The 21,313-nt window shown below is 63.2% G+C and carries 27 protein-coding genes; 12 read left to right on the forward strand and 15 right to left on the reverse strand.

Translation table 11 applies throughout. The features are described 5' to 3' along the window. Positions 1-442: 442 nt before the first annotated feature. The 12 genes from CJZ78_RS13765 to CJZ78_RS10050 all read right to left on the reverse strand — a co-directional run bounded on the left by CJZ78_RS13765 (position 443) and on the right by CJZ78_RS10050 (position 12,624). Positions 443-1,807 carry a hypothetical protein gene (locus tag CJZ78_RS13765; RefSeq protein WP_198953881.1) on the reverse strand — a complete coding sequence of 455 codons (1,365 nt, stop codon included), beginning with the start codon at positions 1,805-1,807 and terminating at the stop codon, positions 443-445. Next, positions 1,729-3,114, reverse strand: a complete 1,386-nt coding sequence (locus CJZ78_RS09990; RefSeq protein ID WP_094561181.1) for an FAD-binding oxidoreductase — start codon at positions 3,112-3,114, stop codon at positions 1,729-1,731. The genes CJZ78_RS13765 and CJZ78_RS09990 overlap by 79 nt, the downstream gene beginning before the upstream one ends. A 5-nt stretch (positions 3,115-3,119) precedes the next feature. Then, the gene (locus CJZ78_RS09995) at positions 3,120-3,866 is read right to left on the reverse strand and encodes an SDR family NAD(P)-dependent oxidoreductase (RefSeq protein ID WP_094561182.1); all 747 of its coding nucleotides are present in this window, start codon (positions 3,864-3,866) and stop codon (positions 3,120-3,122) included. A gap of 2 nt (positions 3,867-3,868) precedes the next feature. Further along, positions 3,869-4,801 carry a lysylphosphatidylglycerol synthase transmembrane domain-containing protein gene (locus CJZ78_RS10000; protein ID WP_255373986.1) on the reverse strand — a complete coding sequence of 311 codons (933 nt, stop codon included), beginning with the start codon at positions 4,799-4,801 and terminating at the stop codon, positions 3,869-3,871. 81 nt (positions 4,802-4,882) lie between these two features. After that, on the reverse strand, positions 4,883-6,490 hold the full coding sequence (locus CJZ78_RS13770) for a hypothetical protein (RefSeq protein ID WP_158217067.1): 1,608 nt from the start codon (positions 6,488-6,490) through the stop codon (positions 4,883-4,885). Between the two features lie 23 nt (positions 6,491-6,513). After that, positions 6,514-8,076 (reverse strand): flippase-like domain-containing protein, encoded by a 1,563-nt coding sequence (locus CJZ78_RS10010; protein WP_143592897.1) that lies wholly within the window; start codon positions 8,074-8,076, stop codon positions 6,514-6,516. After that, on the reverse strand, positions 8,076-9,005 hold the full coding sequence (locus CJZ78_RS10015) for a decaprenyl-phosphate phosphoribosyltransferase (RefSeq protein WP_094561186.1): 930 nt from the start codon (positions 9,003-9,005) through the stop codon (positions 8,076-8,078). Before CJZ78_RS10015 ends, CJZ78_RS10010 begins: the two co-directional genes overlap by 1 nt. 184 nt (positions 9,006-9,189) lie before the next feature. Further along, positions 9,190-9,819, reverse strand: coding sequence for a sigma-70 family RNA polymerase sigma factor (locus CJZ78_RS10020; protein ID WP_094561223.1), 630 nt, complete (start codon positions 9,817-9,819; stop codon positions 9,190-9,192). 660 nt (positions 9,820-10,479) lie between these two features. After that, positions 10,480-10,662, reverse strand: a complete 183-nt coding sequence (locus tag CJZ78_RS10035) for a DUF4278 domain-containing protein (RefSeq protein ID WP_198953878.1) — start codon at positions 10,660-10,662, stop codon at positions 10,480-10,482. Between the two features lie 156 nt (positions 10,663-10,818). After that, positions 10,819-12,156, reverse strand: a complete 1,338-nt coding sequence (locus tag CJZ78_RS10040) for a cytochrome P450 (RefSeq protein ID WP_094561187.1) — start codon at positions 12,154-12,156, stop codon at positions 10,819-10,821. Continuing rightward, positions 12,149-12,349 (reverse strand): hypothetical protein, encoded by a 201-nt coding sequence (locus tag CJZ78_RS10045; protein WP_094561188.1) that lies wholly within the window; start codon positions 12,347-12,349, stop codon positions 12,149-12,151. Before CJZ78_RS10045 ends, CJZ78_RS10040 begins: the two co-directional genes overlap by 8 nt. 29 nt (positions 12,350-12,378) lie before the next feature. Then, positions 12,379-12,624 (reverse strand): Nif11-like leader peptide family natural product precursor, encoded by a 246-nt coding sequence (locus CJZ78_RS10050; protein WP_233128666.1) that lies wholly within the window; start codon positions 12,622-12,624, stop codon positions 12,379-12,381. 58 nt (positions 12,625-12,682) lie between these two features. Here CJZ78_RS10050 and CJZ78_RS10055 point away from each other — a divergent pair, with 58 nt between their 5' ends. From CJZ78_RS10055 to CJZ78_RS10090, 8 genes are all read left to right on the forward strand, one after another. Then, entirely contained in the window at positions 12,683-12,976 is a 294-nt protein-coding gene (locus CJZ78_RS10055; protein ID WP_094561189.1) for a toxin, read from the forward strand. Further along, positions 12,973-13,248: a hypothetical protein gene (locus CJZ78_RS10060; protein ID WP_094561190.1), complete on the forward strand. Its 276-nt coding sequence runs from the start codon at positions 12,973-12,975 to the stop codon at positions 13,246-13,248. The genes CJZ78_RS10055 and CJZ78_RS10060 overlap by 4 nt, the downstream gene beginning before the upstream one ends. A gap of 97 nt (positions 13,249-13,345) precedes the next feature. Continuing rightward, complete coding sequence (locus CJZ78_RS10065) at positions 13,346-14,809, forward strand: glycosyl hydrolase family 57 (RefSeq protein WP_094561191.1); 1,464 nt, start codon at positions 13,346-13,348, stop codon at positions 14,807-14,809. Beyond that, on the forward strand, positions 14,796-15,368 hold the full coding sequence (locus CJZ78_RS10070; RefSeq protein WP_094561192.1) for a pyridoxamine 5'-phosphate oxidase family protein: 573 nt from the start codon (positions 14,796-14,798) through the stop codon (positions 15,366-15,368). The genes CJZ78_RS10065 and CJZ78_RS10070 overlap by 14 nt, the downstream gene beginning before the upstream one ends. 16 nt (positions 15,369-15,384) lie before the next feature. Then, positions 15,385-15,564, forward strand: a complete 180-nt coding sequence (locus CJZ78_RS10075; protein ID WP_094561193.1) for a DUF2256 domain-containing protein — start codon at positions 15,385-15,387, stop codon at positions 15,562-15,564. A 23-nt stretch (positions 15,565-15,587) separates the two neighbouring features. Further along, positions 15,588-16,031: a nuclear transport factor 2 family protein gene (locus CJZ78_RS10080; RefSeq protein WP_094561194.1), complete on the forward strand. Its 444-nt coding sequence runs from the start codon at positions 15,588-15,590 to the stop codon at positions 16,029-16,031. Continuing rightward, positions 16,031-16,438 (forward strand): phosphoribosyltransferase, encoded by a 408-nt coding sequence (locus tag CJZ78_RS10085; protein WP_369802047.1) that lies wholly within the window; start codon positions 16,031-16,033, stop codon positions 16,436-16,438. The genes CJZ78_RS10080 and CJZ78_RS10085 overlap by 1 nt, the downstream gene beginning before the upstream one ends. Positions 16,439-16,455: 17 nt before the next feature. Next, complete coding sequence (locus tag CJZ78_RS10090; protein WP_094561227.1) at positions 16,456-16,941, forward strand: nucleoside 2-deoxyribosyltransferase; 486 nt, start codon at positions 16,456-16,458, stop codon at positions 16,939-16,941. A gap of 248 nt (positions 16,942-17,189) precedes the next feature. On the opposite strand, the gene CJZ78_RS10095 is transcribed toward CJZ78_RS10090, so the two are convergent. The 3 genes from CJZ78_RS10095 to CJZ78_RS10105 are packed head-to-tail and all read right to left on the reverse strand — an operon-like array spanning position 17,190 to position 18,978. Continuing rightward, entirely contained in the window at positions 17,190-17,855 is a 666-nt protein-coding gene (locus tag CJZ78_RS10095; protein WP_094561195.1) for an SDR family oxidoreductase, read from the reverse strand. Between the two features lie 30 nt (positions 17,856-17,885). Continuing rightward, positions 17,886-18,695, reverse strand: coding sequence for a prohibitin family protein (locus CJZ78_RS10100; protein ID WP_094561196.1), 810 nt, complete (start codon positions 18,693-18,695; stop codon positions 17,886-17,888). Positions 18,696-18,720: 25 nt separating this feature from the next. After that, positions 18,721-18,978: a hypothetical protein gene (locus tag CJZ78_RS10105; RefSeq protein WP_198953879.1), complete on the reverse strand. Its 258-nt coding sequence runs from the start codon at positions 18,976-18,978 to the stop codon at positions 18,721-18,723. 72 nt (positions 18,979-19,050) lie between these two features. On the opposite strand from CJZ78_RS10105, the gene CJZ78_RS10110 reads away from it, so the two are divergent. The 4 genes from CJZ78_RS10110 (at position 19,051) to CJZ78_RS10120 (ending at position 21,313) form a co-directional block, all read left to right on the forward strand. Beyond that, a complete protein-coding gene (locus tag CJZ78_RS10110) occupies positions 19,051-19,371 on the forward strand; it encodes a 4a-hydroxytetrahydrobiopterin dehydratase (RefSeq protein ID WP_094561197.1) in 321 nt (106 codons plus the stop codon). 179 nt (positions 19,372-19,550) lie between these two features. Further along, complete coding sequence (locus tag CJZ78_RS14065; RefSeq protein ID WP_158217068.1) at positions 19,551-19,727, forward strand: hypothetical protein; 177 nt, start codon at positions 19,551-19,553, stop codon at positions 19,725-19,727. 96 nt (positions 19,728-19,823) lie between these two features. Further along, positions 19,824-20,036: an acetyltransferase gene (locus tag CJZ78_RS10115; protein ID WP_094561198.1), complete on the forward strand. Its 213-nt coding sequence runs from the start codon at positions 19,824-19,826 to the stop codon at positions 20,034-20,036. A gap of 188 nt (positions 20,037-20,224) precedes the next feature. Further along, positions 20,225-21,313, forward strand: coding sequence for a DUF4912 domain-containing protein (locus CJZ78_RS10120; RefSeq protein WP_094561199.1), 1,089 nt, complete (start codon positions 20,225-20,227; stop codon positions 21,311-21,313).

Genomic DNA, 21,313 nt, shown 5'->3' on the forward strand with positions numbered 1-21,313 from the left:
TCCCCTGGTCCCTGCGCATCGGCACCAGGCTCTCCAGCACTCACCCCACCGGCCAACGAGCTTGTCGCCGACCGGCCAACTTCATTGTCGGCAGACATCAAATTTGTGGCGGGCGCCACGGCCGGTGACATGCAGTTCCTGCCGGTGTCGGCAGATTTCATCCGCCACTTCCCGCCGATGAGCGCGGTGGGGGCCCGTCAGCACCCGCAGCAGGGCCCCCTGCTCTCGGGGTCAGGCAGTGGTGGCGGGGTAGGAACCAGCGAAAGTGGATCAGGTCGCCCCACAACGGGCCTTCTATGGCCTAGGAGCAGATGGGCATAATCAAAGTGTCATAACAGTCAAGCATCAATAATCCCTTCGAAATGCATGGTCGAGCTTCCAGGGCAAAACGCCGTTAGCATCCCAATGGTCAAAAGCACTGCCAACCGAGGCGACATTAAAATTAGCCCGAAGCTAGCCAGGTTTTGCGACTGCGAAGCAAGAAAGACAGGATGAACCCAATTAATGCAGGCTGCACTAAGGCATCGGAAACAACCCCAATGCGACCTCCCACGTACTGCTCATAGAACAAGAAGAAAGTCCCTAAGCAAATCGAGGTCTTCGGGGTCTTCAGGGCTGGACTCGCGTTGTCAAATATGTTCGCGAAATAAGGAACCACGCCTAAACAGATAACAAGCCTGTAATCCCATGATCGACTTACCAGCCAAGTAACCAGGATCATGCAAGAAAACATCAATGCTGCCTGCCTAGAGCTCTCCAGTCTTTGATCGTCTTGACTCCCCGCAAATAAGCCGTCAAATCGATCGCTCCGTAGAATGTACGCAATAAAAACAACAACTGCAGCCTTGAAAGCCGTCAGGATCATCGCCATCATCCCCCCAAGCCTAGATTGATAAGAAGCCAAAAAGCCAAAACTCGTACCGCCGTCAGGCTTGGGCGTGTTTGCCATTATTTGAGAAAGGTCTCCAATTTGGATTAAAACCCCAAGGCAACTCATAACAAGAATCAAAATAGGAATCCATTTAGCTCTTCTATCTGGCCAGCGAATAGCGAGCCCAAACGACCAGGGTGCTAGCCCTACCAATGGAAATACTTTCAACGCAACAGCACTGAACGCCAATGCGGAAGCGGTTATTGCTTTTGCCGTTTGGCCACCAAAACCCTCTGGCGGGAACAGGAGCAATGGCACAAAAAGACATACCCCAAAGACAATTACATCATGATTTCCCCTTTCGATAGCAAGCTGAAAAGGAAACGACATGATAAAAGCCGTGGCTATAAGCAAGCCCTTCGTTCGGCCTTTTGTCAGGGCAAAAACAAAGACAGACACAGCAATGAGCCCAAATACACCAAACAAGGCTCCTGTCAGCTCAGTACCTTCAGCCCCTATCCCTAGACTACGCAAAAGCTGAAGACTGGGCCACGTATAATTGAATGGCCTCTGGAATGGATCGCAATTCGAAGTGTTTGCCAGAAGCTCCCAAAAACTGGAACCACAACTACTCGAATGAGTAAGCTGCCGCAAGTCTGCAAAAACTGGACTCATTCGGGGAACCCGAAAAAAAGCAAAAGATCCTCCAGCTGAAAAGTAATATGAGGCAAGCGAGGCAAGCGTATATGCCAATGAACAAAAGAATGCAAACGCTGCAAATAAGTGCAGCCTGCCAGTCGAGGGTTTGGCAAGGTGGCTGTCAAGCTTGCGATCCATCGGCGATATGGGAAGGGGCATCAGTGCAATCCAGCTCGATTTCGTATGGATGAATAAAACACGGCGAGTGGATCCAACAGCCTGGAAGGCCTCGCCCACTCAGAATACTGCTTATAACTTCTCAGGAACATCTCTCGCGCCTGCCTAGAATCCTTGGCTAGATACAGCCTCCCCCCGGCGGCCGCCACCTCTTCGTCCAATTGATCCAGCACCTCCAGCAGCCCCGGCACAGCAGCAGGCACATCTGCGGCAAGCGTCCACCCCGGAATCGGGAATGACAGCGGCGCTGGGTTACTAGGCCCAAAGCGCTTGAGCACCGTGAGGAAGCTTGGTGCTCCCACTTGCCGCAGGGCCTCCAGCGTGCGCGGCACCAGATGAGCCGCTTCATTGGGCACCGCGAACTGGTACTGCAGAAAACCTGCCGGCCCATAGATCCGGTTCCAATCCTGCACCCCATCGAGGGGATGGAAGAACGGCGCAATCGCCTGCAGCTCTCCCACCCCATGCTTGGGGGCCTTCCGGTACCAGGCCTCGTTGAACGCCCGCACCGTGAACTTGTTCAGCAGCCCACCCGGCAGGAACGGTGGTGCGGAAGCTAGGGCCTTGGGGTCGTAGTAGAGCGGGTTCGATTGCTGGCTCTTGGGTAGTGCTTCGGCAGGGGCATGGTCACCGCAGGTGAGGACGCCACGCCCTTTGGGATCAAGGCTGTCAACCCAGGCCACGCTGTAGCGGTATTTCGTATCGGCCTCCACCATCGCGGCCATCAGCGACTCCAGATCGCGGTAGCGGGTGGTGTCGACGCTGATCAGTGAGCTGGTGATCGGGATCAGTGAGAAGGTGGCCTCCACGATCACCCCCGTGAGGCCCATGCCGCCGACGGTGGCCCAGAAGAACTCCGCCTCGTCAAAGCTGCCCCGGCCGCTGGGGGTGAGTTCGCGCAGCGTGCCGGTGCCATCCACCAGCAGCAGCCGCTGCACGTGGTTGCCAAAGCTGCCGTCCACGTGGTGGTTCTTGCCGTGCACGTCAGCCGCAATCGCACCGCCCACCGTGACGTTGCGGGTGCCAGGGGTAACAGGCAGGAAGAACCCCGCCGGCACGATCACCCGCAAGATCTGATCCAGGCTTACTCCCGCCCCAGCCGTCACCGTGCTGCTGGCGGGATCCAGCTCGATGCGATTGAAGGCCGGCAGCTCGATCACCGTGCCGTCTTTGAGCTGGGCGGCATCGCCATAGGAGCGGCCCAGGCCCCGGGCGATCAACGACCTCGGCGGCGCACCACGGATCAGCTCCTGAAGCTGCTCCACCGAGCTGGGCTGAATCACCTGAGCGGATACAGGGTTGGTGCGACCCCAGCCGCTCAGGGTTTTCGTTTCGGCCGTGAGGCCTGCAGGCAGGGGGATGGTCACAGGGCTCAGAGCTTGGAGGCGATGGAAGCAGGCAGCAGACGGATCAGCCGCATCAACGGCGACCACCACCAGGGCAGGTATTCGATGCCCCGCTTGTTGGACCGGCGCAGCAGATCTCGCGCCACCGACTCGGGGCTGGCACACAATGCAGGCGGTGCCTTGCCCACGGTCATCGGTGTGGCCATGAACCCGGCCTTGATGATCCGCACCGCAAACGGCTTGCCGTGGCTGCGCAGCAGCAAACCCTCACACAACGCCGTGAGCGCTGCCTTGGCGGCGCCGTAGTGGTAATTCGAGGGCCGCCCCCGATCTGCTGCCACCGAACTGAACACCCACAGCCGCCCTGGTTTGGCGAGGCGTTCAGGCGTGGCGATGGCAGTGAGCCAGGGAATCAGGCCGCCCACGTTGGCCGCCAGGATCCGCAGGGCCTCTGCCGCATCGCTGCGGGCTAGCTCGGCATCGCCCAGCGATCCGGCGGTGATCAGGTAGAGGTCGAACTCCCCCACCTCAAGGCGCCGGGCTGGCTCCAGGGCGGCATCGGCTAGTAGGTCGGTGGTCTCGGTACTCACCGTCGCACCCCACCGCTGCTGTAGTTCAACGCCCAGCGGTTGGTTGGCTTCCCCGTTGCGCGCCACCAGGTGGAAGCGTTGGCAGCCCCGCCCAGCCAGCTCCCGGCAGATGGCCTTGGCCACCTCGCTGGTGCTGCCAAGCACAAAGGCGCTGCGGATTGCTATCGGAACTGCTGCGGCCATGGCTAGGAGTCTCGCCTGAGTTGGGACCCAGCAGGTAACGGAAGGACACCGATTGCAGCCGCGAGAGCCACCATCGACCAGAGCGTGATCAGCCGCCGCAGCACCGCAATAGGCAGGGCGATCCCCGCCGGCACGCCCTGCTGGCCCAGCAGCAGCACTGTGGCCGCCTCATTCACCCCGATCCCACCCGGCAGGGAGGAGGCCATTCCGGCCGTGCCCGAGAGCAGATAAATGGCCACCGCCGCCGGGATGGTGATCGCGGCCGGGGCCAGCAGATGCACCAGCAGCCAGAGCACCAGAGCTTCATTGGCCCACACCAGCACCGAGATCAAGGCCGCCGGCACCATCGCCCTGGCCAGGTCGCCACTGGGCAGGTGGTGGCGCCAGTGCTGCCAGCGACCTGCCAGCCAACGGCGAGGCCTGGAGCTGCTGGCCAGCACCACTGCGCTGCCGGCCAGCAAGGCGATGCCAAGCAACCAGGGGCTGCTCAACGCGGGGAACCGTCCGAGCACCTGGGCCGGGGTGAGCACCAGCAGCAACAGCGCCACGGCAATGACGTCAGCGCAGCGCTCGGTCACGAACACGTGCACCAGGGGCAGGCGGGGATAGCCGAGCTGCTCATGCAGCAGCTGCACCCGGCTCAGTTCCCCCACCTTGGCGGGGGTAGCGGTGAGGGCAAAGCCCCGAAACCAGCCCAGCAGATCTGGCCAGTTCGTACTGCCGATCCCCAACCGCCCCAACAGCAGGCGCCAGCGCCAGTAGCGGCCCCCGTAGCTCAGAGCCACCACCCCATAGAGCACCGGCAGCCACACCAGCAGCGACTGCAGCGCTTTGAGTAGGGCATGCTGCTGGCTAGCAGGGAGCTGCACTACACCGGCCGCAGCAATGGCGAGCAAGCCCAGAGCGACCAAAACGAGCCAGGGCTTACTCCTCACGGCCTTGTTGATCTGGCCTCAAAATCAACCACATCAACAAGTCCTGAACTCAACAATTGATGGCCAGATGGATAAGTCAAATCACATCTCCTGACGATCCGTTTCACCCCTAAACGTCTTGATCATCTGAGCTTCGGAAGGGTGGTCAGAGGCGTAGTGTGAAATCGAGTCGGACATCGTTTCAGCTGAGCCCGGAGAAGTTGCGTAGAACGCCACAACATCTGATGCAGGAGTGATCTGCCTGCCAGGGAGCTTGAGCTCTGCAACCTTAATCCAGTTTTCAGGAGTGACCGGAAACCAGCTGTCGTAGACGATTGCATGCTCAACCTTTTTGTCAGCCATCAAACGCGGAATCCACACTCGAGGATCAGCGTTGGGATCCCTACGAAGAGAAAGAGCCTCATATGAGCCCAGGCCCCAGAGATCAAGAACATATTGCCTGGAACTCAATGCGACAGCCCCCAGGTCATTGACTGCAACTGGCTTATTGAGGTATTTACCGGCAATCAAGGCCATTTGGACTTGTTGATCTTGAATATTCCGTGCTGCAGCAGGGGTAAGCAGGGTCGACTGCCAAAGTGGCCTTGTTCCAATGACAAAGATCACCATTAATGGAAATAAGGCTTGTTTCTTAAGAAGGCCGGGGAAGCTTCTGACCTGGCGTGGCGCGGATGCACCGGCGCCTTGGATCGAGTTATGAACGTTTTCAGTCCAGAGATCAGCAGAGATAATCAGGGCATACAAAAGAATGGAAACTTCGTACCGGCCAAACCACCCATTCCTGCCTAAACACAAATGGAGCACGACCGGAGCCAACAGAAGCATTAACACTCGAAGCCAGCTTCTCTGAAATGCCATAAACTCAGACAAAAAGGCAAGACTGAATACGGTGAAAGTGGGGAGAGAATAGACATTACTTATCACGCTTCCCGCCATTGACCTGGCAAGCCCAAAAACAGATCCAGCTGTTGTCGCAGACTGCTTGGCAAAAACTGATGAAGGCAGATACCCCAGCCCAAGGCTTCCTAGGAAAACAGAGAACAAAACCAGTGCAGCCGCGAGAAGCAGGCCGGTCCATAACGCCTTTGTCCTTGTGGCTGGCCCTTGCAAGCCCAGATAACAGATGACCGGTATTGATATCGCAAGCCCCTCATACCTAATTAAAGGAAGGAGAAAGAGAGAGCCCCACAAGAGGAAGCCCGACCTTCGCTCAGCGAGCGAGGCTGCAATAATTGCAACTAGCAGAACCTGGAGCGAATGCTCCATGCCAGTAAATACCAGGCCGTAAATATTGAGGCAGAAGGCAACGAACGATGCAAGCACCCAAGAAGCCAGCCAACCAGCTCTAAAGCGAGACAAAAGCAAGCGCTGCAGAACCAAAATAGTTCCAGCAAGGCAAGCCAGATTGACGATCAATGGCGCAAGCCAAAAGCCCTTCATGCTGGCAAATGGTGCCATAAGGAATGGCCACAGAACGCTGCTCGATGGGGCCGAGTACTCGGAAGGGTTAATCCCGTAATGGAAACTATTTATGCCTTTGGCAAGAGCTAAATGAATATACGGATCATCAAGAGTGTAAATAAACTGCCAGCCTGTTATTAAGCCAACCAGGTCCAAAAGAATTAGGGGGGGGTAAGCGCAATGAAAGGCCCGATGAGTTTGGATCGATTCATTATTCGAGTCAGGCAAGGTTGTTGAGGCAGAGTATATGGTCATCGTTTATTGCTCGGCCGCCACATCAGACACACCACGCCGAGGGCCGTGGCGAACCAGAGCGTCATTAGCCGGATCAGCAGCGTCGCTGGGGTGGCCGCCGCCACGCCCACGCCCTGCAGGGCCAGCAGCCCCACCGTGCCGGCTTCCGTGCTGCCGAGCCCGCCCGGCAGCAGGGTGAGGGCACCGAGCAGGCCGGCAGTAGTGTGGGCAATGGTGGCGCCACCGATGCCAACGGCTTCTATTCCCATGCCGCGCAGCAGCAGCCAGAGGCTCACCCCCTCCAGGGTCCAGGCCAGCGCTCCGATCGCCGTGGCCTGCAACAACAACCCTGGTTGCTGCAGTTGCCGCAACGCCGCCAAGCCATCGCCGCCGGCATTGGCCAGCTTGCGGGGCAGCAGTTGTTTCAGGCTGCCCTTGAGCTGGGCCTTGGCCCAGGGGCTGGTCAGCACCAGCCAACCCACGAGCACAGCAAACAGAGCGATGCCAATCGGTACGGCCAGCGGCACCTGCCAGCGCAGCAGCAGCGGCAGGTTGATGACCAGCAGCAGCAGCACCGCCGTGCCATCGGTGAGCCGCTCCACCACCAGCGCCATCAAGGTGGGCGGCACCGGCACGCCGCACTCCTGTTTGAGCAACAGCGAGCGCACCGCTTCCCCTGATTTGCCTGGTGTGGCCGTAAACGCATAGGAGCCCATCCAGATCCGTGCATCCGCAGACATCGGTGGGTGCTGCTTGAGTGCAGCGAGCAAAAGCCGCCAGCGGGAGTAGCGGATGCCGTAGCCCAGTAACACCAGCAGCAGGCCCAGGGCGATCTGCGGCCACAGGCTGCGCAGCAACGGAACCAACTGATCCCCTTGGCTCCAGATCCCCAGCAGTCCGTAGCCCAGCAGCGCCAGGGCCACCACCGGCAGCAGCGGTCCCAGCGAGAAAGCTGGATAGGGCTGGGGTTCGGATAGGAAGCTGCGGTAGTGGGGCAGGGCAGCCGCCTGCAGCAGCTCGCGGTCGCCTTTGCTGTCGCCGTAGGCCTCGATCGTGAGCCCATCCAGTGGGCCAAGGTGCTCCGCCAGTCGCCTCACCTTCTCGGGGCCCTTGCAGTTGGGGCTGGCCAGCTTGGGGAGCCATTGGCCGTGCTGGTGCTGCAGCTCGGTGCAGAGCAACTCCACCCCCAACCAATCGGCCAACGGCTGCAACAGCAGCCGGGGTGAGGCCGAACAAAGCACCACCCGATCGCCCCGCTGCTGGTGCCAGCGCAACCGCACCAAAGCTTCCGGGCGCAGCTGGGCCTGCAGTTCGCCCAGTAACCAGTCCCCACGGCCAGCTGCATTGGCCCGGTTCACGGCTCCGCAGACGCCAAACGCGGCGATGGTCTGCTGCTTGAACCGTCCCGTGCTCACCAGCCGCAGTTGCCAGCCAATCAGCCAGGGCAGAACGGCCATGGCGGCCAGCAGCTGCCCCATAGCTCCCTTGGATCGGCGGGCAGCCAGCCACAGGCAGTCGCCCCGCAGCAAGGTGCCATCGACATCAAAGACCGCGACCCTGCTGCCCACCGCCTGGCCCATCAGCTGGCGCGGCTGAGCAGCCCGATCACAGCTGTCGTCACCAACCACCCCACCAGGGTGAGCTTGATGCCCCGATCCCCCAGCAGGATCTCTTCGGGTTTTTCGCTGCTGCGCTCCGGCGCCCACTCCCGCCGACGCTCCGCTTCCTCGGGGTCGCTCAGCAGTTGATAACGAAAAATCCCCACCAGCACAAACGGCACCGTCAGCAGCATCCAGCTGGTGGGTGCTCCCCGCAACGCTGGGCCTGCTGCCCAGAGGGCGTAGCTGATGAACGCACTGGTGGCGACGGTGCTCTCCAGCCGCAGCAACAGCGGCAGCGAATAACGCTCCAGCACTTTGCGGGTGATCACGCCCCGATCCTGCGCCACCCGCAACTCGGCCTTGCGCTTCTCGATCGCCAGAAACAGGGCCAGCAGCCCCACCGTGAGCAGGAACCAGGGCGAGGGCGGCAACATCGCTGCCACCGCACCGGCAATCGCCCGCAGCAGAAAACCCGAGGCGATGCAAAACAGATCCAGCAGCGGCATCCGCTTGAGCTGCAGGCAATAGCCCACCTGGATCAGCCCGTAGAGCAGCACCACACCCGCCAGGGGTGGCGCTACCCAGGCAGCAAAGCTCAGGCTCACGACCGCCAACACCGCAGCTGTGGTGAGTGCAGTAGGCACGCTCACCAGCCCTGCTGCGATCGGCCGATTGCGCTTGCTCGGATGGGCCCGATCCGCCGCCACATCCAGGCAGTCGTTCAGCAGATAGATCGCGCTGGAAATCAGGCAGAACGCCACCAGCGCCCCTGCGGCCGGCAGCCACACGTCTGCTTCAAAGCGGAAGGCGAACAGCGGCGCCGCGAACACCAGCAGGTTCTTGGTCCACTGCCGAGGGCGGCAGGCCTCCACCAGGGGCGGCAGGGCGCCAGGGGAGCCAGCAACCATCGATCAGCCCTCCCCGGCCTGCGTGGGCCAGACCTTATAACGCTGGGTCAAAGATTTCTCTCTTTGTCTGGGTAGATGAAGGGACCCGGACTTGCGGCTGACATGTGTAGGTACGGCCCGCGCTGGGTTGGAGAGCTATGGTTCTGGAGCAGAGCCCTACAGAACCCGCGGTGGGGTAAGGGCCTCAGCCCCCACCCGCCAGCTGCTGCCGCAGGGCCGCCAGCGCCTTCTTCTGGGCCCGTTGCACCGACATGCAGCTGATTTCCAGCCGCTCGGCTGCAGCCCGCAGCGACAGGCCCTCCAGGACGGTGAGCCGGAGAGCAGTGGCCTGGGCTGCCGGCAGCTGATCGACCAGCTGCTCCAGCGCCAGGCCATTTATGGCCTCGCTGATAGCCGGCTCGGCTTCTGGAGAGGCCAGCAGATCGAGCAGGCAGGGCTCTCCATCGGCCTGGGCATCAAGGCTGCTGTGGCCCAGCGGGCACTGGCCCTGCTCATGCAGCCGGCGCGGCACGCGCACCAGCCGCACCCGATCGCGCAGGTGATGCTGCAGGGCCCCGGTGATGCAGCGGCGCAGATAGGGAGCCGCCGGCTCGCCTTCTCTGCAGCGGGGAGCGGAGCGAACCAGGGCCTCCCGGGCCACCTGGATCAGATCCTCCCGCTCCACCAGCGGGAACAGGCGCCGGGCTGCTGCAAAGGCGATGGCATCAGCCAGGGGCAGGTGCTTCAGCACCAGAGCATTGCGGGCCTTGAGAGCAGAGCGGCTGAGGGCTTGAGCCGGCTTCTGGCGGCGGGAGGGGGAAAGCGGGGAAGCCATCTGGGGGACGGCGGAGAACCCCACCCCCACCGGCCGGCCGCAGCGCGGCGACAAGGACGCCCGACACAGGAGGGCGCATGGCCCGATCCTTGACGCGGCGTGAGGACTGGCCGTGATCACCTACCGCGACCAGTGCATCCGATTGATTTCCGTTCGGCGGTCCAGACCAGAAGAGGTGGAGCTCTATGAACAGTTCTGATTTCGATCAACGTTTCGATGCCGGCGAGTCCGTGCTCGAGGCACTTGACCTCGGCGGTGCGCGTCGCCGTCGGCTGGAGCAGCGGACGTCTGCTTGAGCGCAGTGCTGTGACTTCTATCCAGAAGGATGAGGCCGCACCGAAACGGGATCTTGCAGCCTCAGCGCTTCAGGCCTGGCCATCGCGTAAAACACCCTCGCTCATGGCCTCGTACACCAAGGAGCCAGGCTCCTTGGCTCGGCGGGCCACTGCGCTGCTGGAGTGGAGCACCCGATGGACCGATAGATCCGGCTGGGCTACGGAACCCTTGCGCTGGCGATCGGCGTACCGGAGAGCCGTATCAACGCAATCGTCAAAGGGCGGCGGGCGATCACTGCCGACACCGATCTCGGCTGAGCATTCAGCGCAAAAAAGGGGGCCTTGCGGCCCCCTGTGATTCCTGATCGGCTGAAAGCTCAGCCGATCAGTGGTGGGCGTAGTGGTGGCCGCGGTAGGTGAGTTGCTTGGTCACCTCGCCGGGCTTGGGCTCGTCGTGGTGGGCATCCACGTAGGGAACCCCCCGGTAGGACTTGGCCATCAGGTATTGGGCGTCATCGAGACGCTGGGCCTTGAGGATCCGGTTGCGGATCAGTTCGAGCACGTTCATCACGCTCTCCACAGTGTCCGCGTCCCCGTTGCCTGGCGCGGAACGATCTGCATCCACCGCTGGGTGGATCAACGTATCTCTATTTAAGCGCTTGGTAGCGGTTGATACCACATGATCCACCGGATTGCTTCCGTTTCGTTGCAAAGGGGGTGCGGTTCAGCTCCTGGGCTCAGCCCGCACCAGCAAGCCATCTCGCGGGCTGGGGCTGGGGATCAGTTGCAGGCTGAGGTCCTGTTCCGGCTCCAGCTGCAGGGTCAGTTGCCGCAGCAGGCCCACTGCCATCAGGCGGATTTCCAGTTCGGCCAGGGCCTTGCCCAGGCACACCCGCTCGCCGCCGCCGAAGGGCAGCAGGGTGAGCCCGCTATCACCATTGAGATGGCGTTCCGGGCGGAACTGCTCCAGATCGTCGCCGCCGGCACCACCATCAAATCCGCCGTCGGCAGCGCTGCTGAAGCGGTTGGAGGCGGCCAGAGCCACCTGCACCACTTGGCCCGCCGGTACCAGCACGCCATCGAGAACCAAGTCGCGGGTGGTGCGGCGGAAGAAGCCGCCCACCGGCGGGTTAAGCCGCATCACCTCCTGCACCACGGCCGAAAGCCGTGGTGTGGCCTCCTGCTCAGCCAACGGCCAGCTCAGGCCATCGAGCTCGGCGTGTAGCCAGGGGAGTACCTCCGGGTGTTGCAGCAGCGCCGCCATCAGGCAGCTCAAGGAGGAGGCGGTGGTTTCGTAGCCGGCGAAGAGCAGCAGCAGCAACTGCTCCACCAGGTCGTCGTCGGTGAGCGGCAGGCCTGCTTCATCGAGGCCGCCACTGAGCAGATCCAGGCCACCGGCCAGGGGTTCTCCCTCCGCCACTTGCTGGCGGGCCCGCTCCAGCACCCCGGCCAGGCGTGCCAACAAGCGGCTGCGGGCCTGCAGCGCTCGGGAAAAGGGGCTGCCGGGCAGCGCAATCGGAATCGAAAACAGGGCGCGGGTCCAGATTTCAAAGTCGGCAAACAAGGCGTCGCGGTCGTCGCCCTCCAGCCCCAGCACCACCGTGGCGATCACCGTGAAGGCAAAGCGGCGCATGCGCGCCACCAGCGGCACCGGTGTGTTGGCGGCCTTGAGCTCCGCGGCCAGCTCCTCCACCAGCGTCACGATCGTGGGGGTGTACCGCCGCAGCGCCGCCGCCGAAAACAACTGCCCCACCACCCGCCGTCGGGCGCGGTGGTCGGCGCCATTGCGGTTCGCCAGCGAACGGCTGCCCAGCAGCTGGCGCACACTCTCGGGCCACCAGCCCTCGGTGGCGTCGGGCTGGGCCAGCAGATCGGTGATTGCCCGGCCGCCGCGGATGAACACCAGCGGCTGGCCCAGCAGCCGCGTTTCATACACGTTGCCAAACTGCTCAAAGCGCTGCTGGGCGAAGTCTGCGTCGCGGAAAAACGCCAGGGCCTCCAGCGCGCCCGTGCTGGCGCCGGTGCTGGGCAGGGGCCGGGGTGATGCAGGCAGGTCAACCATCGTGTTCCACCTTGGAGGCTCCACCAGGCTCGTCGGCCACAGCCTCAATCCGGTAGTACTCCCGATCGTCGGAGCAGCACAGATCGGCGTAGTACCGCTCCAGCACTGCGTGGGCTGCGCCGTAGCTCGTGAACAGCTCACCAGCGATGCCGTCGCGGATGCCGTCGTCGCGGAGGATCTGGTAGCGGCTCATGGTGTGGTGCACAGGCGACAGCCCGGGATTCAGTAATACCGGCCGGGATACTCGCCCGGATGCTCGATCCGACGCACCCGCACGCCCGAGGCGGACTGGCCGGAGAAGCGCAGGATGTCGCTTCCAGACACCGAAAAGCCGAGCTCCTGGGCCAGCAGCGCCACTTCATCGGCCGTGATCGCGTCTCCCACCTGCCGCTTCAGGGCCGGATCACGCTGCACGCGGGCCAGGAAGTGTTTGAGCTGCTCGAGCGTCACCACTAACCCCTGAGACATCCACCATAGTGCAGCCTTGGTGAGGACATTAGGCACACAGAGTCGCTACGCTGGTGAAATGAAGCCCTTCGCGTGGAGTCCTGAGAAAAATGCTCAGCTGATGGTGGAGCGGCAACTCTGCTTCGAAGCTGTCGTCATCGCCATCGAGGGGGGAGATCTGCTGGATGTGCTGGAGCATCCCAACCCGCAGCGCTACCCAGGCCAACGGATCCTCATCGTGCGCCTTGAGGGATACGTGCACTTGGTACCCATTGTGGAAACCGACGAGCATTTTTTTCTAAAAACGATCATTCCCAGCCGTAAGGCCCATCGGCAGTACACCTCTGAAAAAACCGACCAAACCGAACCATGAAGACGATTCCCGCCACTCCTCGCCTGGATGCAGAGGAACACCAGCTGCTCAACGATTTTGAAGCCGGTGCCCTGCGCAGCACATCCAGCCCAGAGCTGCTGCAAGAGCTCAGTCAGTCCGCCAAGGCAACAGGCCTGAAAGACCAGCGCATCAACATCCGCATCTCAAGCGGTGATCTGCAAGCTCTTCGTACGCGTGCACTGCAGGAGGGCATCCCGTACCAAACCCTGATCAGCAGCGTGCTGCACAAATACGTCAGCGGAACGCTGTAAACCTGCCAAAACTGCCGATCTTCTCGAAAACCCTGGTTGCTCCAGGTTCAGACGCGCCGCTCCCTGCAGACTGCGGCAGCTGGCCTGTCTGATCTGGATGAATCCCAATGCTCTGCCGCCGATCGCCGGGCGAGAAGCCGAGATCCTGGCCCTGGTGCAGCAGAACCGGCCCGTGTTGTTGCCCGCCGGCAGACGCGATCTCGCGCAGATCCACTCGGCCTTCGCCTGTGCGCTGCACATGCACCAGCCCACGATTCCAGCTGGGGCCAATGGGGAGCTGATCTCCCATCTGCAGTACATGCTCGAGCATCCCGGCGAGGGCGATAACCACAACGCCGAACCCTTCGCCCAGTGCTACCGGCGCCTCGCCGAGCTGATTCCCCAGCTGATCAGCGAGGGCTGCAACCCGCGGATCATGCTCGATTACTCCGGCAATTTGCTCTGGGGGTTCGAGCAGATGGGCCGCGCCGACATCCTCGAGGCGCTGCGCTTTCTGGCCTGCGATCCCACCATGCAACCCCACGTTGAGTGGCTCGGCACCTTCTGGAGTCACGCCGTGGCTCCTTCCACGCCGATCCCCGATCTGAAGCTGCAGATCCTGGCCTGGCAACAGCATTTCGCCGCCCTGTTTGGTGAAGCGGCCCTGCAGCGGGTGAAGGGCTTCTCACCACCGGAGATGCACCTGCCCAACCACCCCGACACCCTCTATGAATTCGTCAAGGCCCTGCGGGAGTGCGGCTACCGCTGGCTGCTGGTGCAGGAACACAGCGTCGAAAACCTCGATGGCTCCGGCCTCAGCCACGCGCAGAAGTACATCCCCAATCAGCTGGTGGCGCGCAGCTCCAGCGGCGACACGGTGAGCATCACCACCCTGATCAAAACCCAGGGCTCCGACACCAAGCTGGTGGGCCAGATGCAGCCCTGCTACGAGGCCCTGAGCCTCGGGCGCATGCCGCTGGGCGACACCACCATTCCCGCCCTCGTGTCCCAGATCGCTGATGGCGAAAACGGCGGCGTGATGATGAACGAATTCCCTCAGGCCTTTCTCCAGGCGCACCGCAAGCTGGCCGGTGACAGCGGCGGCGAAGGCGAGCGCACGGTGGCCCTCAACGGCACGGAATACCTTGAACTGCTGGACGCTGGCGGTGTGACAGCTGAGGCTTACCCCCAGATCCAGGCGGTGCAGCAGCACAAGCTGTGGCAACACCTGGATGGGCCAGCCAGCCCGGAGTCCGTGCAGGCCGCCATCGCCGAGCTCCAGGCCGGCGATTCCAGCTTCTCGATGGCCGGTGCCTCCTGGACCAACAACCTCAGCTGGGTGGAGGGCTACGCCAACGTGCTGGAGCCAATGAACCGCCTCAGCGCTGACTTTCACCAGCGTTTCGATGCCCTGGTGGCGGCCGATCCCGCCGTCACCCGCAGGGCGCCCTATCAAGAGGCCCTGCTGCAGCTGCTGCTGCTCCAAACCAGCTGCTTCCGCTACTGGGGCCAGGGCACCTGGACCGACTACGCCACGGAGATCCACCGCCGGGGTGAGGCCGCCCTCCATGGCCAGCGCTGATCCACTGCCGCCCTGGCGGCCCCTGTTGCGGGGGGCGCGCGAGCGGGAGGGGCGCTCCCCCCAGGCCCGCTGGTTGCAGCTGGCCAGCGTGGCGACCGACGGCACGCCGCGGTTGCGCACCCTGGTGTTCCGCGGCTGGGCCGGCGCAACGGAGCTGGATCTGCTCACCGATGGCCGCAGCGCCAAGGCTGCTGAGCTGCACCATCAGCCAGCGGTTGAGCTGGGCTGGCTGCTGCCCAAGGCTCGCTGCCAGTTCCGCCTGCGCGGCGCGGTGCTGCACCTTCCGGCGGAGCTGGAGGCCCGCGAGCGGCAACGCCACTGGCAGGGCCTCACCCCGGGCGGCCGGGCGCTCTGGGGCTGGCCGGCCCCGGGCCAGCCGCTCGAAGCCGAGGCGTGCTTCCCTGCCGAACTCGGCGATGAGCTGCCGATCCCCACCAGCTTCCAGCTGCTGCGCATCGGCCTGGAGCAGGTGGAGCTGCTGGAGCTCACCAACCACCCCCACCGCCGCCGCCGCTGGTGCCGCGAGGATGGCTGGGCGGAGCAGCGCCTCAATCCCTGACCCTTACCCCTCTGCGATGCCCCACCACGCTGACCGCCCCACCAAGATCTGCCCCGTGTGCCAGCGCCCCTTCCAGTGGCGCAAGAAGTGGAAGGACGTGTGGGACGAGGTGCGTTACTGCTCCGACCGCTGCCGTCGCCGCCGCAGCTCCCCTAGTGCCGAAGGGCAGGCTCCTGATGCGGCAGCACAATCATGACCACCAGTCCTGTCCCTCCTGATATGTCCGCACCCCTGACCCCGCCCTTCAACCACGACAGCCTGCGCCAGCTGTTCACCAAGCCCTATGGCGTGGCCGCGCCCTCGGCTGAACAGTGGAGGCAGGTGTACGCCGAAACCGTGCACTTTGAAGACCCCACCCAGAGCAAAGACGGCGTGGATGCCTACATCGCCGCCCAGCAGGGCCTGGTGCAACGTTGCGATGACGTGTTTCTGGAGGCCGATGCGGTGGCCATTGATGGCGACACCGCCTTCGTGGAATGGCGCATGGGCCTGAAGATCAAGGGGATCGAATTCCTCTATCCCGGCACCAGTCGGCTGCGCTTCGGGGCTGATGGCCGCATCGTTGACCATCGCGACTACTTCGACTTCGTTGGCCCCACCTTTGCGCCGGTGCCGTTGGTGGGCGGCTTCGTGCGCTGGCTCTACAAGCGCTTCGTGGCCTGATGGGCGCCAGCACCAGCACCATGCGCCTGCTCAGCTGGAGCGATTTCGATCGCGCCGTGGATCACATCGCCGCCCGCTGCGCCGAGCGCCGCTTCAGCGGTATTTACGGCATTCCCCGCGGTGGCCTGTGCTTGGCGGTGGCCCTGAGCCACCGGCTGGCACTGCCCTTGCTGGCTGACGCCCGCCCTGGTTGCTTGCTGGTTGACGATGTCTACGAGACCGGCCTCACCCTGGAGGCCCACCGGCAGCTGCCCGAAGCCCAGGCGGTGGTGTGGATCAGCAAGGCGGAACCGCAGTGGTGGCATGCCGTGGAGGTGACCAGCTCCAGCGACTGGATTGTGTTTCCGTGGGAAACCCAGGCTGCCGCCGCCGCCGATGAGCAGCGCTACCGCAGCTCGCGCAGCTGATCTCAGCGATGCCAGCGATGCCCAGCCCCACCCTCTACCTCGCCTCCCCCTACGGCTTCTCGCCCCACTGGCGCGAACGGTTGCTGCCGGATTTCATCACCGCCCTCGAGGCCCTGGGGCTGGAGGTGTGGGAGCCCTTCAGCCGCAATGGCCAGGTGGATCTGGCGCAGGAGGGCTGGGCCTGGCGGGTGGCCCAGGCCGACCTGCAGGACGTGCGCGACGCTGATGCTTTGCTCGCGATCGTCAACGGAACCCCTCCCGATGAGGGGGTGATGCTGGAGCTGGGGGCGGCGATCGCCCTGGGCAAACCGGTGTTTCTGTATCGCGACGATTTCCGCCGCTGCAGCGATTCGGAGGACTATCCGCTCAACCTGATGGTGTTCAGCGGCCTGCCGCAGCACGGTTGGCAGGATTCCCTCTACGGCTCGATTGACGAGCTCAGCGATCCCCGCAAGGCCCTGGTGCGCTGGTTGCAGCAGACGGCACCTGGCGGGGGCAGCTAATCCGCAGGTTCGCCGTCTTCGTTCACGCTCAACCGGCGGCAATCATGTGGATCGCCACCTCCTGGGACGTGGCATGCAACGGGGTTGGGGTGGGAGTGGTGGTTTGAGCCATAACGACAGACCTGAACAACATGGTCTTAGGCAAGACGCCAGAGCCCATGAGGAGCTGCCCCCAACCTGCCGATCAGTGCTGCAGCAATCCTGCGTGATCGCCAACGGGCTGCGGCTGCTGAAGGGTCTGGAGCCCCTTACCAGGGCAACCGCTCTCCATTGGCATGCCAGAAGCTGCCGGAGTTGTCCAGGGTGAGGGCATCGATGCGGGCCAGCAGTCCGCGCACCGACTCCTCCGGGCTGATCCCCTGGGGGTTGAAGTTGATCATGCGGGTGCGCACCAGGCCGGGGTGCAGGATCGCCACGGCGATGCCCCGGGGCTTCAGGTCGATCGCCAGCGATGTGCCGGCCATGTTCAACGCCACCTTCGACATCCGGTAGCCGTAGGAGCCGCCGGAGGTGTTGTCGTCGATGGATCCCATGCGGCTGGTCATCAGCACCAGCTTCGAGCCGCGCTGCAGCTGGGGCAACAGGGCGTGAGTGAGCCGCAGTGGTGCCAGGGCATTCACCTCAAACTGGCGCCGCAGGCTGTCTGGATCCAGGTGCTCGAGGCTGGTGGCCTCCAGCACGCCGGCGTTGAGAATCACCCCATCCAGCGGCAGGCCCGCCAGCCGATCCACCAGATCGGCAACAGCGGCCTCACGGGTGAGGTCCACCCCCGCTTCGATGCGCACTCCCAGTGCCTCCAGCTCAGGTGAGGGGGTGCGGCAGACGGCGATCACCCGCTCTCCCCGCTGCTGCAGCTGGCGGCAATACTCCAGGCCGATGCCCCGGTTGGCATCGGTGACGAGGAAGGTCTTCAAGGCAGATGAGTCGCGTGAGCCCACCCACGTCTAGCGGCGTCCGTTGACGATCACCGCGTTGCCAGAGCCGCCAGCGGCACCGGGCAGCGCCGGCACCACGGAGGTCTGGCCGTCCCACTTGTCGAGGAAGAGCTTGTAAAGCACCTGGTCATCGAGGCTGGTGTTGAGCGTCTCGTAGCGCTTGGCTTCCTGTTCGGCGATCAGCACTTCGGTCTGGGCCCGCAGCAGCTGCTGCTCGGCGATCTGCTTCTGCTCGATGGCGGCGCGGTATTCCTCGGCGATCTGCAGGCCCGTCAGGTCGAGGCCCTGCACGGTGACGTAGTCAAATTTGCGCAGTTCCTCCGCCACCTTCTCCTGCACGAGCTCGGAAATGGAGTTCCACTCCGTGGCAATCGTCACCAGCTCATATTGCGAGAACACGGATTTCAGCGCCTTGAGCAGGGATGGCTGAATCACCCGGGGGTAGATCTGCTGGTCGTCGGTGGCAATCGTTTCGTAGATGCGCCCGGCTTCGGCCGGTTTCATCGCATATTTCACCGTCGCCGTGGCCTGGATCACCTGCAGATCCTTGGTCAGGGTGGAAAACTGCTCGGGTCGCACCTGGGTGCGCACGTCAAACAGCGAGGTGTTCTGAACCAGCGGCGCCTTGATGTTGGCGCCGGGATTGCGCGGAACACCGGTCACCTTGCCGAGGGTGGTGACCACGGCCACGTTGCCGGCCGGAACAATGAAGACGGTCTGGCTCAGCAGGATCGCCAGCCCGACCACCACGGCAATGATCAGGCTGAAGGCTGCTCCCGGCCCCTCTGGACTGGCGGCGGAGCGAAGGGGCGACTGCATCGGGGAATCGTGCCAATTAACAACCCTAGGAACGGTCGTTGATGAAACAACGGCTGACAACGGGTGACGTCATGGCGCGCAACAGGGCGCTGTAGCTGAGCTGGTAGCGCTGTTCATCGCCCACCTGGGGAGCGGTGCCCGTGCATCCGACCACCAGGTGATCACTCGAGGCTCCCCGGATCGTCACCCCAACCGGTGGGCCCAGACCAGCCGGATCGACGTCCTGTTCCCCCAGGGCGAGCAAGGCCCTTTGTTCGGAAGCGGGCTCCCCGGCTGGAGGCAACAGCTGCGGCTGCGCCCATCTCACCCAGACTGATCTCGCCATGATTGAGGGATCCCGACTGGCTGCGATCCCATGGCTCTCTCTCAGGAAACCTGCATTCCCTGCACCGATGGTGCGCCCACCCTCAGCGACACCGAGCTCGCCGCCCTTCTGCCGGAGCTGCCGGGTTGGCAGGTGATCGAGGCGCACCACCTGCACAAGTCCTGGACCTTTGCCGATTTTCAGCAGGCTCTCGATTGGGTCAACCGTGCTGGCGCGATCTGCGAGGCACAGGGCCATCACGCCGAGTTCACCCTGGGCTGGGGCCACGCTGAAGCGCTGGTGTACACCCACAAGGTGGATGGGCTCACCCGCGCCGATGCGGTGCTCGCGGCCAAGTTGGATCAGGCCTAGGTCGTCAGGCCTAGGCGGGTTTGCAGCAGGCCGCTCTTGGCCGCCGCACCTTGGCGATGCCCTAGGGGGCTTCGACCCGTTAGGCGCTGTTCTTCACACAATCTTCCGTAGAAAACCTGCGGCTCCAGCCTCGATCAGCTCCAAATCTCCATAGGGTCCACAAAACGTGCGGTTTCGTCATGGCTTCCCGGGAGGAGCTCAACTCCAGCGGTGATCTGTTCGAGCCCCGCAGCCTGGAATGGCAAGACAACGGTGAGCTGGCCGCCAGTGAGGTGTTTGAGCTGGTCAAGCGTCTGCGGGCAGTGGAATCTGGTGAGCACGTCAATGAGTTGTGGCGGCTCAGCCAGAAAGTTTGATCTAAAGCACGTTGCAGCACGCGAGCTGCAAGATTGCGTGTATCCAACTCCGCAAGATCGCATCAGACTGTTGATAGCGATAGAGGGGAGGAGTTGATGTTTCTCAAATTGCGTGATGCCGACGACGAGAGCCTGGTGGAGGTGCTCGATCTGAAGCAGCTTTTGGATCCTTTTGTTGCCGATGTGCTGGTTCGTCTCCATGCCGGAGAGGAGCTACAGGATCCAGGTCTCGTGCGTAAGGACCATCTGGTGTTTCCCTCCGGGGAGGTGCTGCCGCGCTGCTGGGTGCAACTCAGCGCCAACGACTGAGGCCCCATCCCTTCACCACGGCCGCGATGGTTCGGTTTGCTCCCGCTGACAGAAAAGCTGAGCGGAGGCCCTGGCTTGCTGCTCCCCGATCGTGATCTGCTGACACGCCCGACCAAAAGGGCGGAATGCCGACAAGATTGCTGCATCTTTTGCCGAAATGCGCAGTGGCGAGCTCCTCAGGTTTTCCGATGTCCGGTGACAGCCTTGAAGCGAGCGACCTCACCCTGCGGCAGTTGCGCCACTTGGCCAGCAATCTCGGCATCGGGCGCTACAGCCGCATGTTGAAAGATCAGCTGCTGCGGGCCATCGAGCGTCAGGCGCCCTCTCCGGGCGAGCCTGGGCAGGGCCCGGCCGACCTCCGCGCCCTGGAGGCGGGCATGGCTCCGGCCCCTCGCCCAGAGGCCCAGACCTCCGTGGTCTTTCTGCCCCGTGATCCCCAGTGGGCCTATGTGTTCTGGGAGCTCTCTGATGCCGATCGACGTCAGGCGATGGCCGACGGAGCCAACCAGTTGGTGTTGCGCATCGCCGATGTCACCGGCCTCGGTGAAGGCGGCGCCCATCCCCACACCATGCAGGAAGTGGTGGTCAACAGCCACGCCACCGAGTGGTACCTGCCAGTTCCCCTGAGTGACCGGGCCTACCGGGTTGAACTGGGCTATCGGGTTGCGGGCGGTGCTTGGCGTTCCTTGGCGTTTTCCGCCGTGGCCCACGTTCCCTCACTCCATCCCAGCGAGCTGATCCTTGATCAATTCGTGCCCTTCACCCTCGAGGCTCCGGTGACCGAGGCCCCGGCTGCGCCGCTGATCTCCGAGGCCGCACCGGGAATCCACGAGCGCGTCTACCAGGTGGCCACCTCCACCTGGCGGGCGACAGGTCGCGGTTCGGAAGCCTTCCATGAGGTGGATACCTTCGCCGATTCCAGCCAGGGGCTCAACGCCTCCGGTGCTGGCCTTTGGGCCAGCGGCCGCACGGCATCGGGTGCCGGTGGGGTTGCCTCACGCCAGCGCTCCTTCTGGCTGGTTGCCGATGCCGAGTTGATCGTCTACGGCGCCACCGATCCCTCGGCCACCCTGCGCATCGGCGAGGAACTGGTACCCCTCGCCGAAGACGGCACCTTCCGCATCCAGGTGCCGTTCCGCGACGGTCAACAGCAGTATCCGATCACGGCAGTGGCGGCCGATGGCGAGCAGCGCCGCCACATCACCCTCGAGTTCAGCCGTTCTACCCCCGAAGCCAACGTCAACACCGTGGAGGACGCAGTCGCCGAGTGGTTCTGA

The sequence above is a fragment of the Synechococcus sp. 8F6 genome, from assembly GCF_002252665.1.
Classification (GTDB): Bacteria; Cyanobacteriota; Cyanobacteriia; order PCC-6307; family Cyanobiaceae; genus Cyanobium_A.

Excerpts from the sequence above, each read along its gene's own strand:
- CJZ78_RS10080 (WP_094561194.1), top strand. The coding sequence starts at position 15,588 with ATGTCCGCACCCCTGACCCCGCCCTTCAACCACGACAGCCTGCGCCAG.
- CJZ78_RS10015 (WP_094561186.1), bottom strand. The coding sequence starts at position 9,005 with ATGGTTGCTGGCTCCCCTGGCGCCCTGCCGCCCCTGGTGGAGGCCTGC.
- CJZ78_RS10090 (WP_094561227.1), top strand. The coding sequence starts at position 16,456 with ATGCCCAGCCCCACCCTCTACCTCGCCTCCCCCTACGGCTTCTCGCCC.
- CJZ78_RS10100 (WP_094561196.1), bottom strand. The coding sequence starts at position 18,695 with ATGCAGTCGCCCCTTCGCTCCGCCGCCAGTCCAGAGGGGCCGGGAGCA.
- CJZ78_RS10060 (WP_094561190.1), top strand. The coding sequence starts at position 12,973 with ATGAAGACGATTCCCGCCACTCCTCGCCTGGATGCAGAGGAACACCAG.
- CJZ78_RS10115 (WP_094561198.1), top strand. The coding sequence starts at position 19,824 with ATGTTTCTCAAATTGCGTGATGCCGACGACGAGAGCCTGGTGGAGGTG.
- CJZ78_RS10065 (WP_094561191.1), top strand. The coding sequence starts at position 13,346 with ATGAATCCCAATGCTCTGCCGCCGATCGCCGGGCGAGAAGCCGAGATC.
- CJZ78_RS10035 (WP_198953878.1), bottom strand. The coding sequence starts at position 10,662 with ATGAACGTGCTCGAACTGATCCGCAACCGGATCCTCAAGGCCCAGCGT.
- CJZ78_RS10085 (WP_369802047.1), top strand. The coding sequence starts at position 16,031 with ATGGGCGCCAGCACCAGCACCATGCGCCTGCTCAGCTGGAGCGATTTC.
- CJZ78_RS10070 (WP_094561192.1), top strand. The coding sequence starts at position 14,796 with ATGGCCAGCGCTGATCCACTGCCGCCCTGGCGGCCCCTGTTGCGGGGG.
- CJZ78_RS10010 (WP_143592897.1), bottom strand. The coding sequence starts at position 8,076 with ATGGGCCAGGCGGTGGGCAGCAGGGTCGCGGTCTTTGATGTCGATGGC.
- CJZ78_RS10050 (WP_233128666.1), bottom strand. The coding sequence starts at position 12,624 with ATGTCTCAGGGGTTAGTGGTGACGCTCGAGCAGCTCAAACACTTCCTG.
- CJZ78_RS10075 (WP_094561193.1), top strand. The coding sequence starts at position 15,385 with ATGCCCCACCACGCTGACCGCCCCACCAAGATCTGCCCCGTGTGCCAG.
- CJZ78_RS10120 (WP_094561199.1), top strand. The coding sequence starts at position 20,225 with ATGTCCGGTGACAGCCTTGAAGCGAGCGACCTCACCCTGCGGCAGTTG.
- CJZ78_RS10020 (WP_094561223.1), bottom strand. The coding sequence starts at position 9,819 with ATGGCTTCCCCGCTTTCCCCCTCCCGCCGCCAGAAGCCGGCTCAAGCC.
- CJZ78_RS14065 (WP_158217068.1), top strand. The coding sequence starts at position 19,551 with ATGGCTTCCCGGGAGGAGCTCAACTCCAGCGGTGATCTGTTCGAGCCC.
- CJZ78_RS10110 (WP_094561197.1), top strand. The coding sequence starts at position 19,051 with ATGGCTCTCTCTCAGGAAACCTGCATTCCCTGCACCGATGGTGCGCCC.
- CJZ78_RS10055 (WP_094561189.1), top strand. The coding sequence starts at position 12,683 with ATGAAGCCCTTCGCGTGGAGTCCTGAGAAAAATGCTCAGCTGATGGTG.
- CJZ78_RS10045 (WP_094561188.1), bottom strand. The coding sequence starts at position 12,349 with ATGAGCCGCTACCAGATCCTCCGCGACGACGGCATCCGCGACGGCATC.
- CJZ78_RS10040 (WP_094561187.1), bottom strand. The coding sequence starts at position 12,156 with ATGGTTGACCTGCCTGCATCACCCCGGCCCCTGCCCAGCACCGGCGCC.
- CJZ78_RS09995 (WP_094561182.1), bottom strand. The coding sequence starts at position 3,866 with ATGGCCGCAGCAGTTCCGATAGCAATCCGCAGCGCCTTTGTGCTTGGC.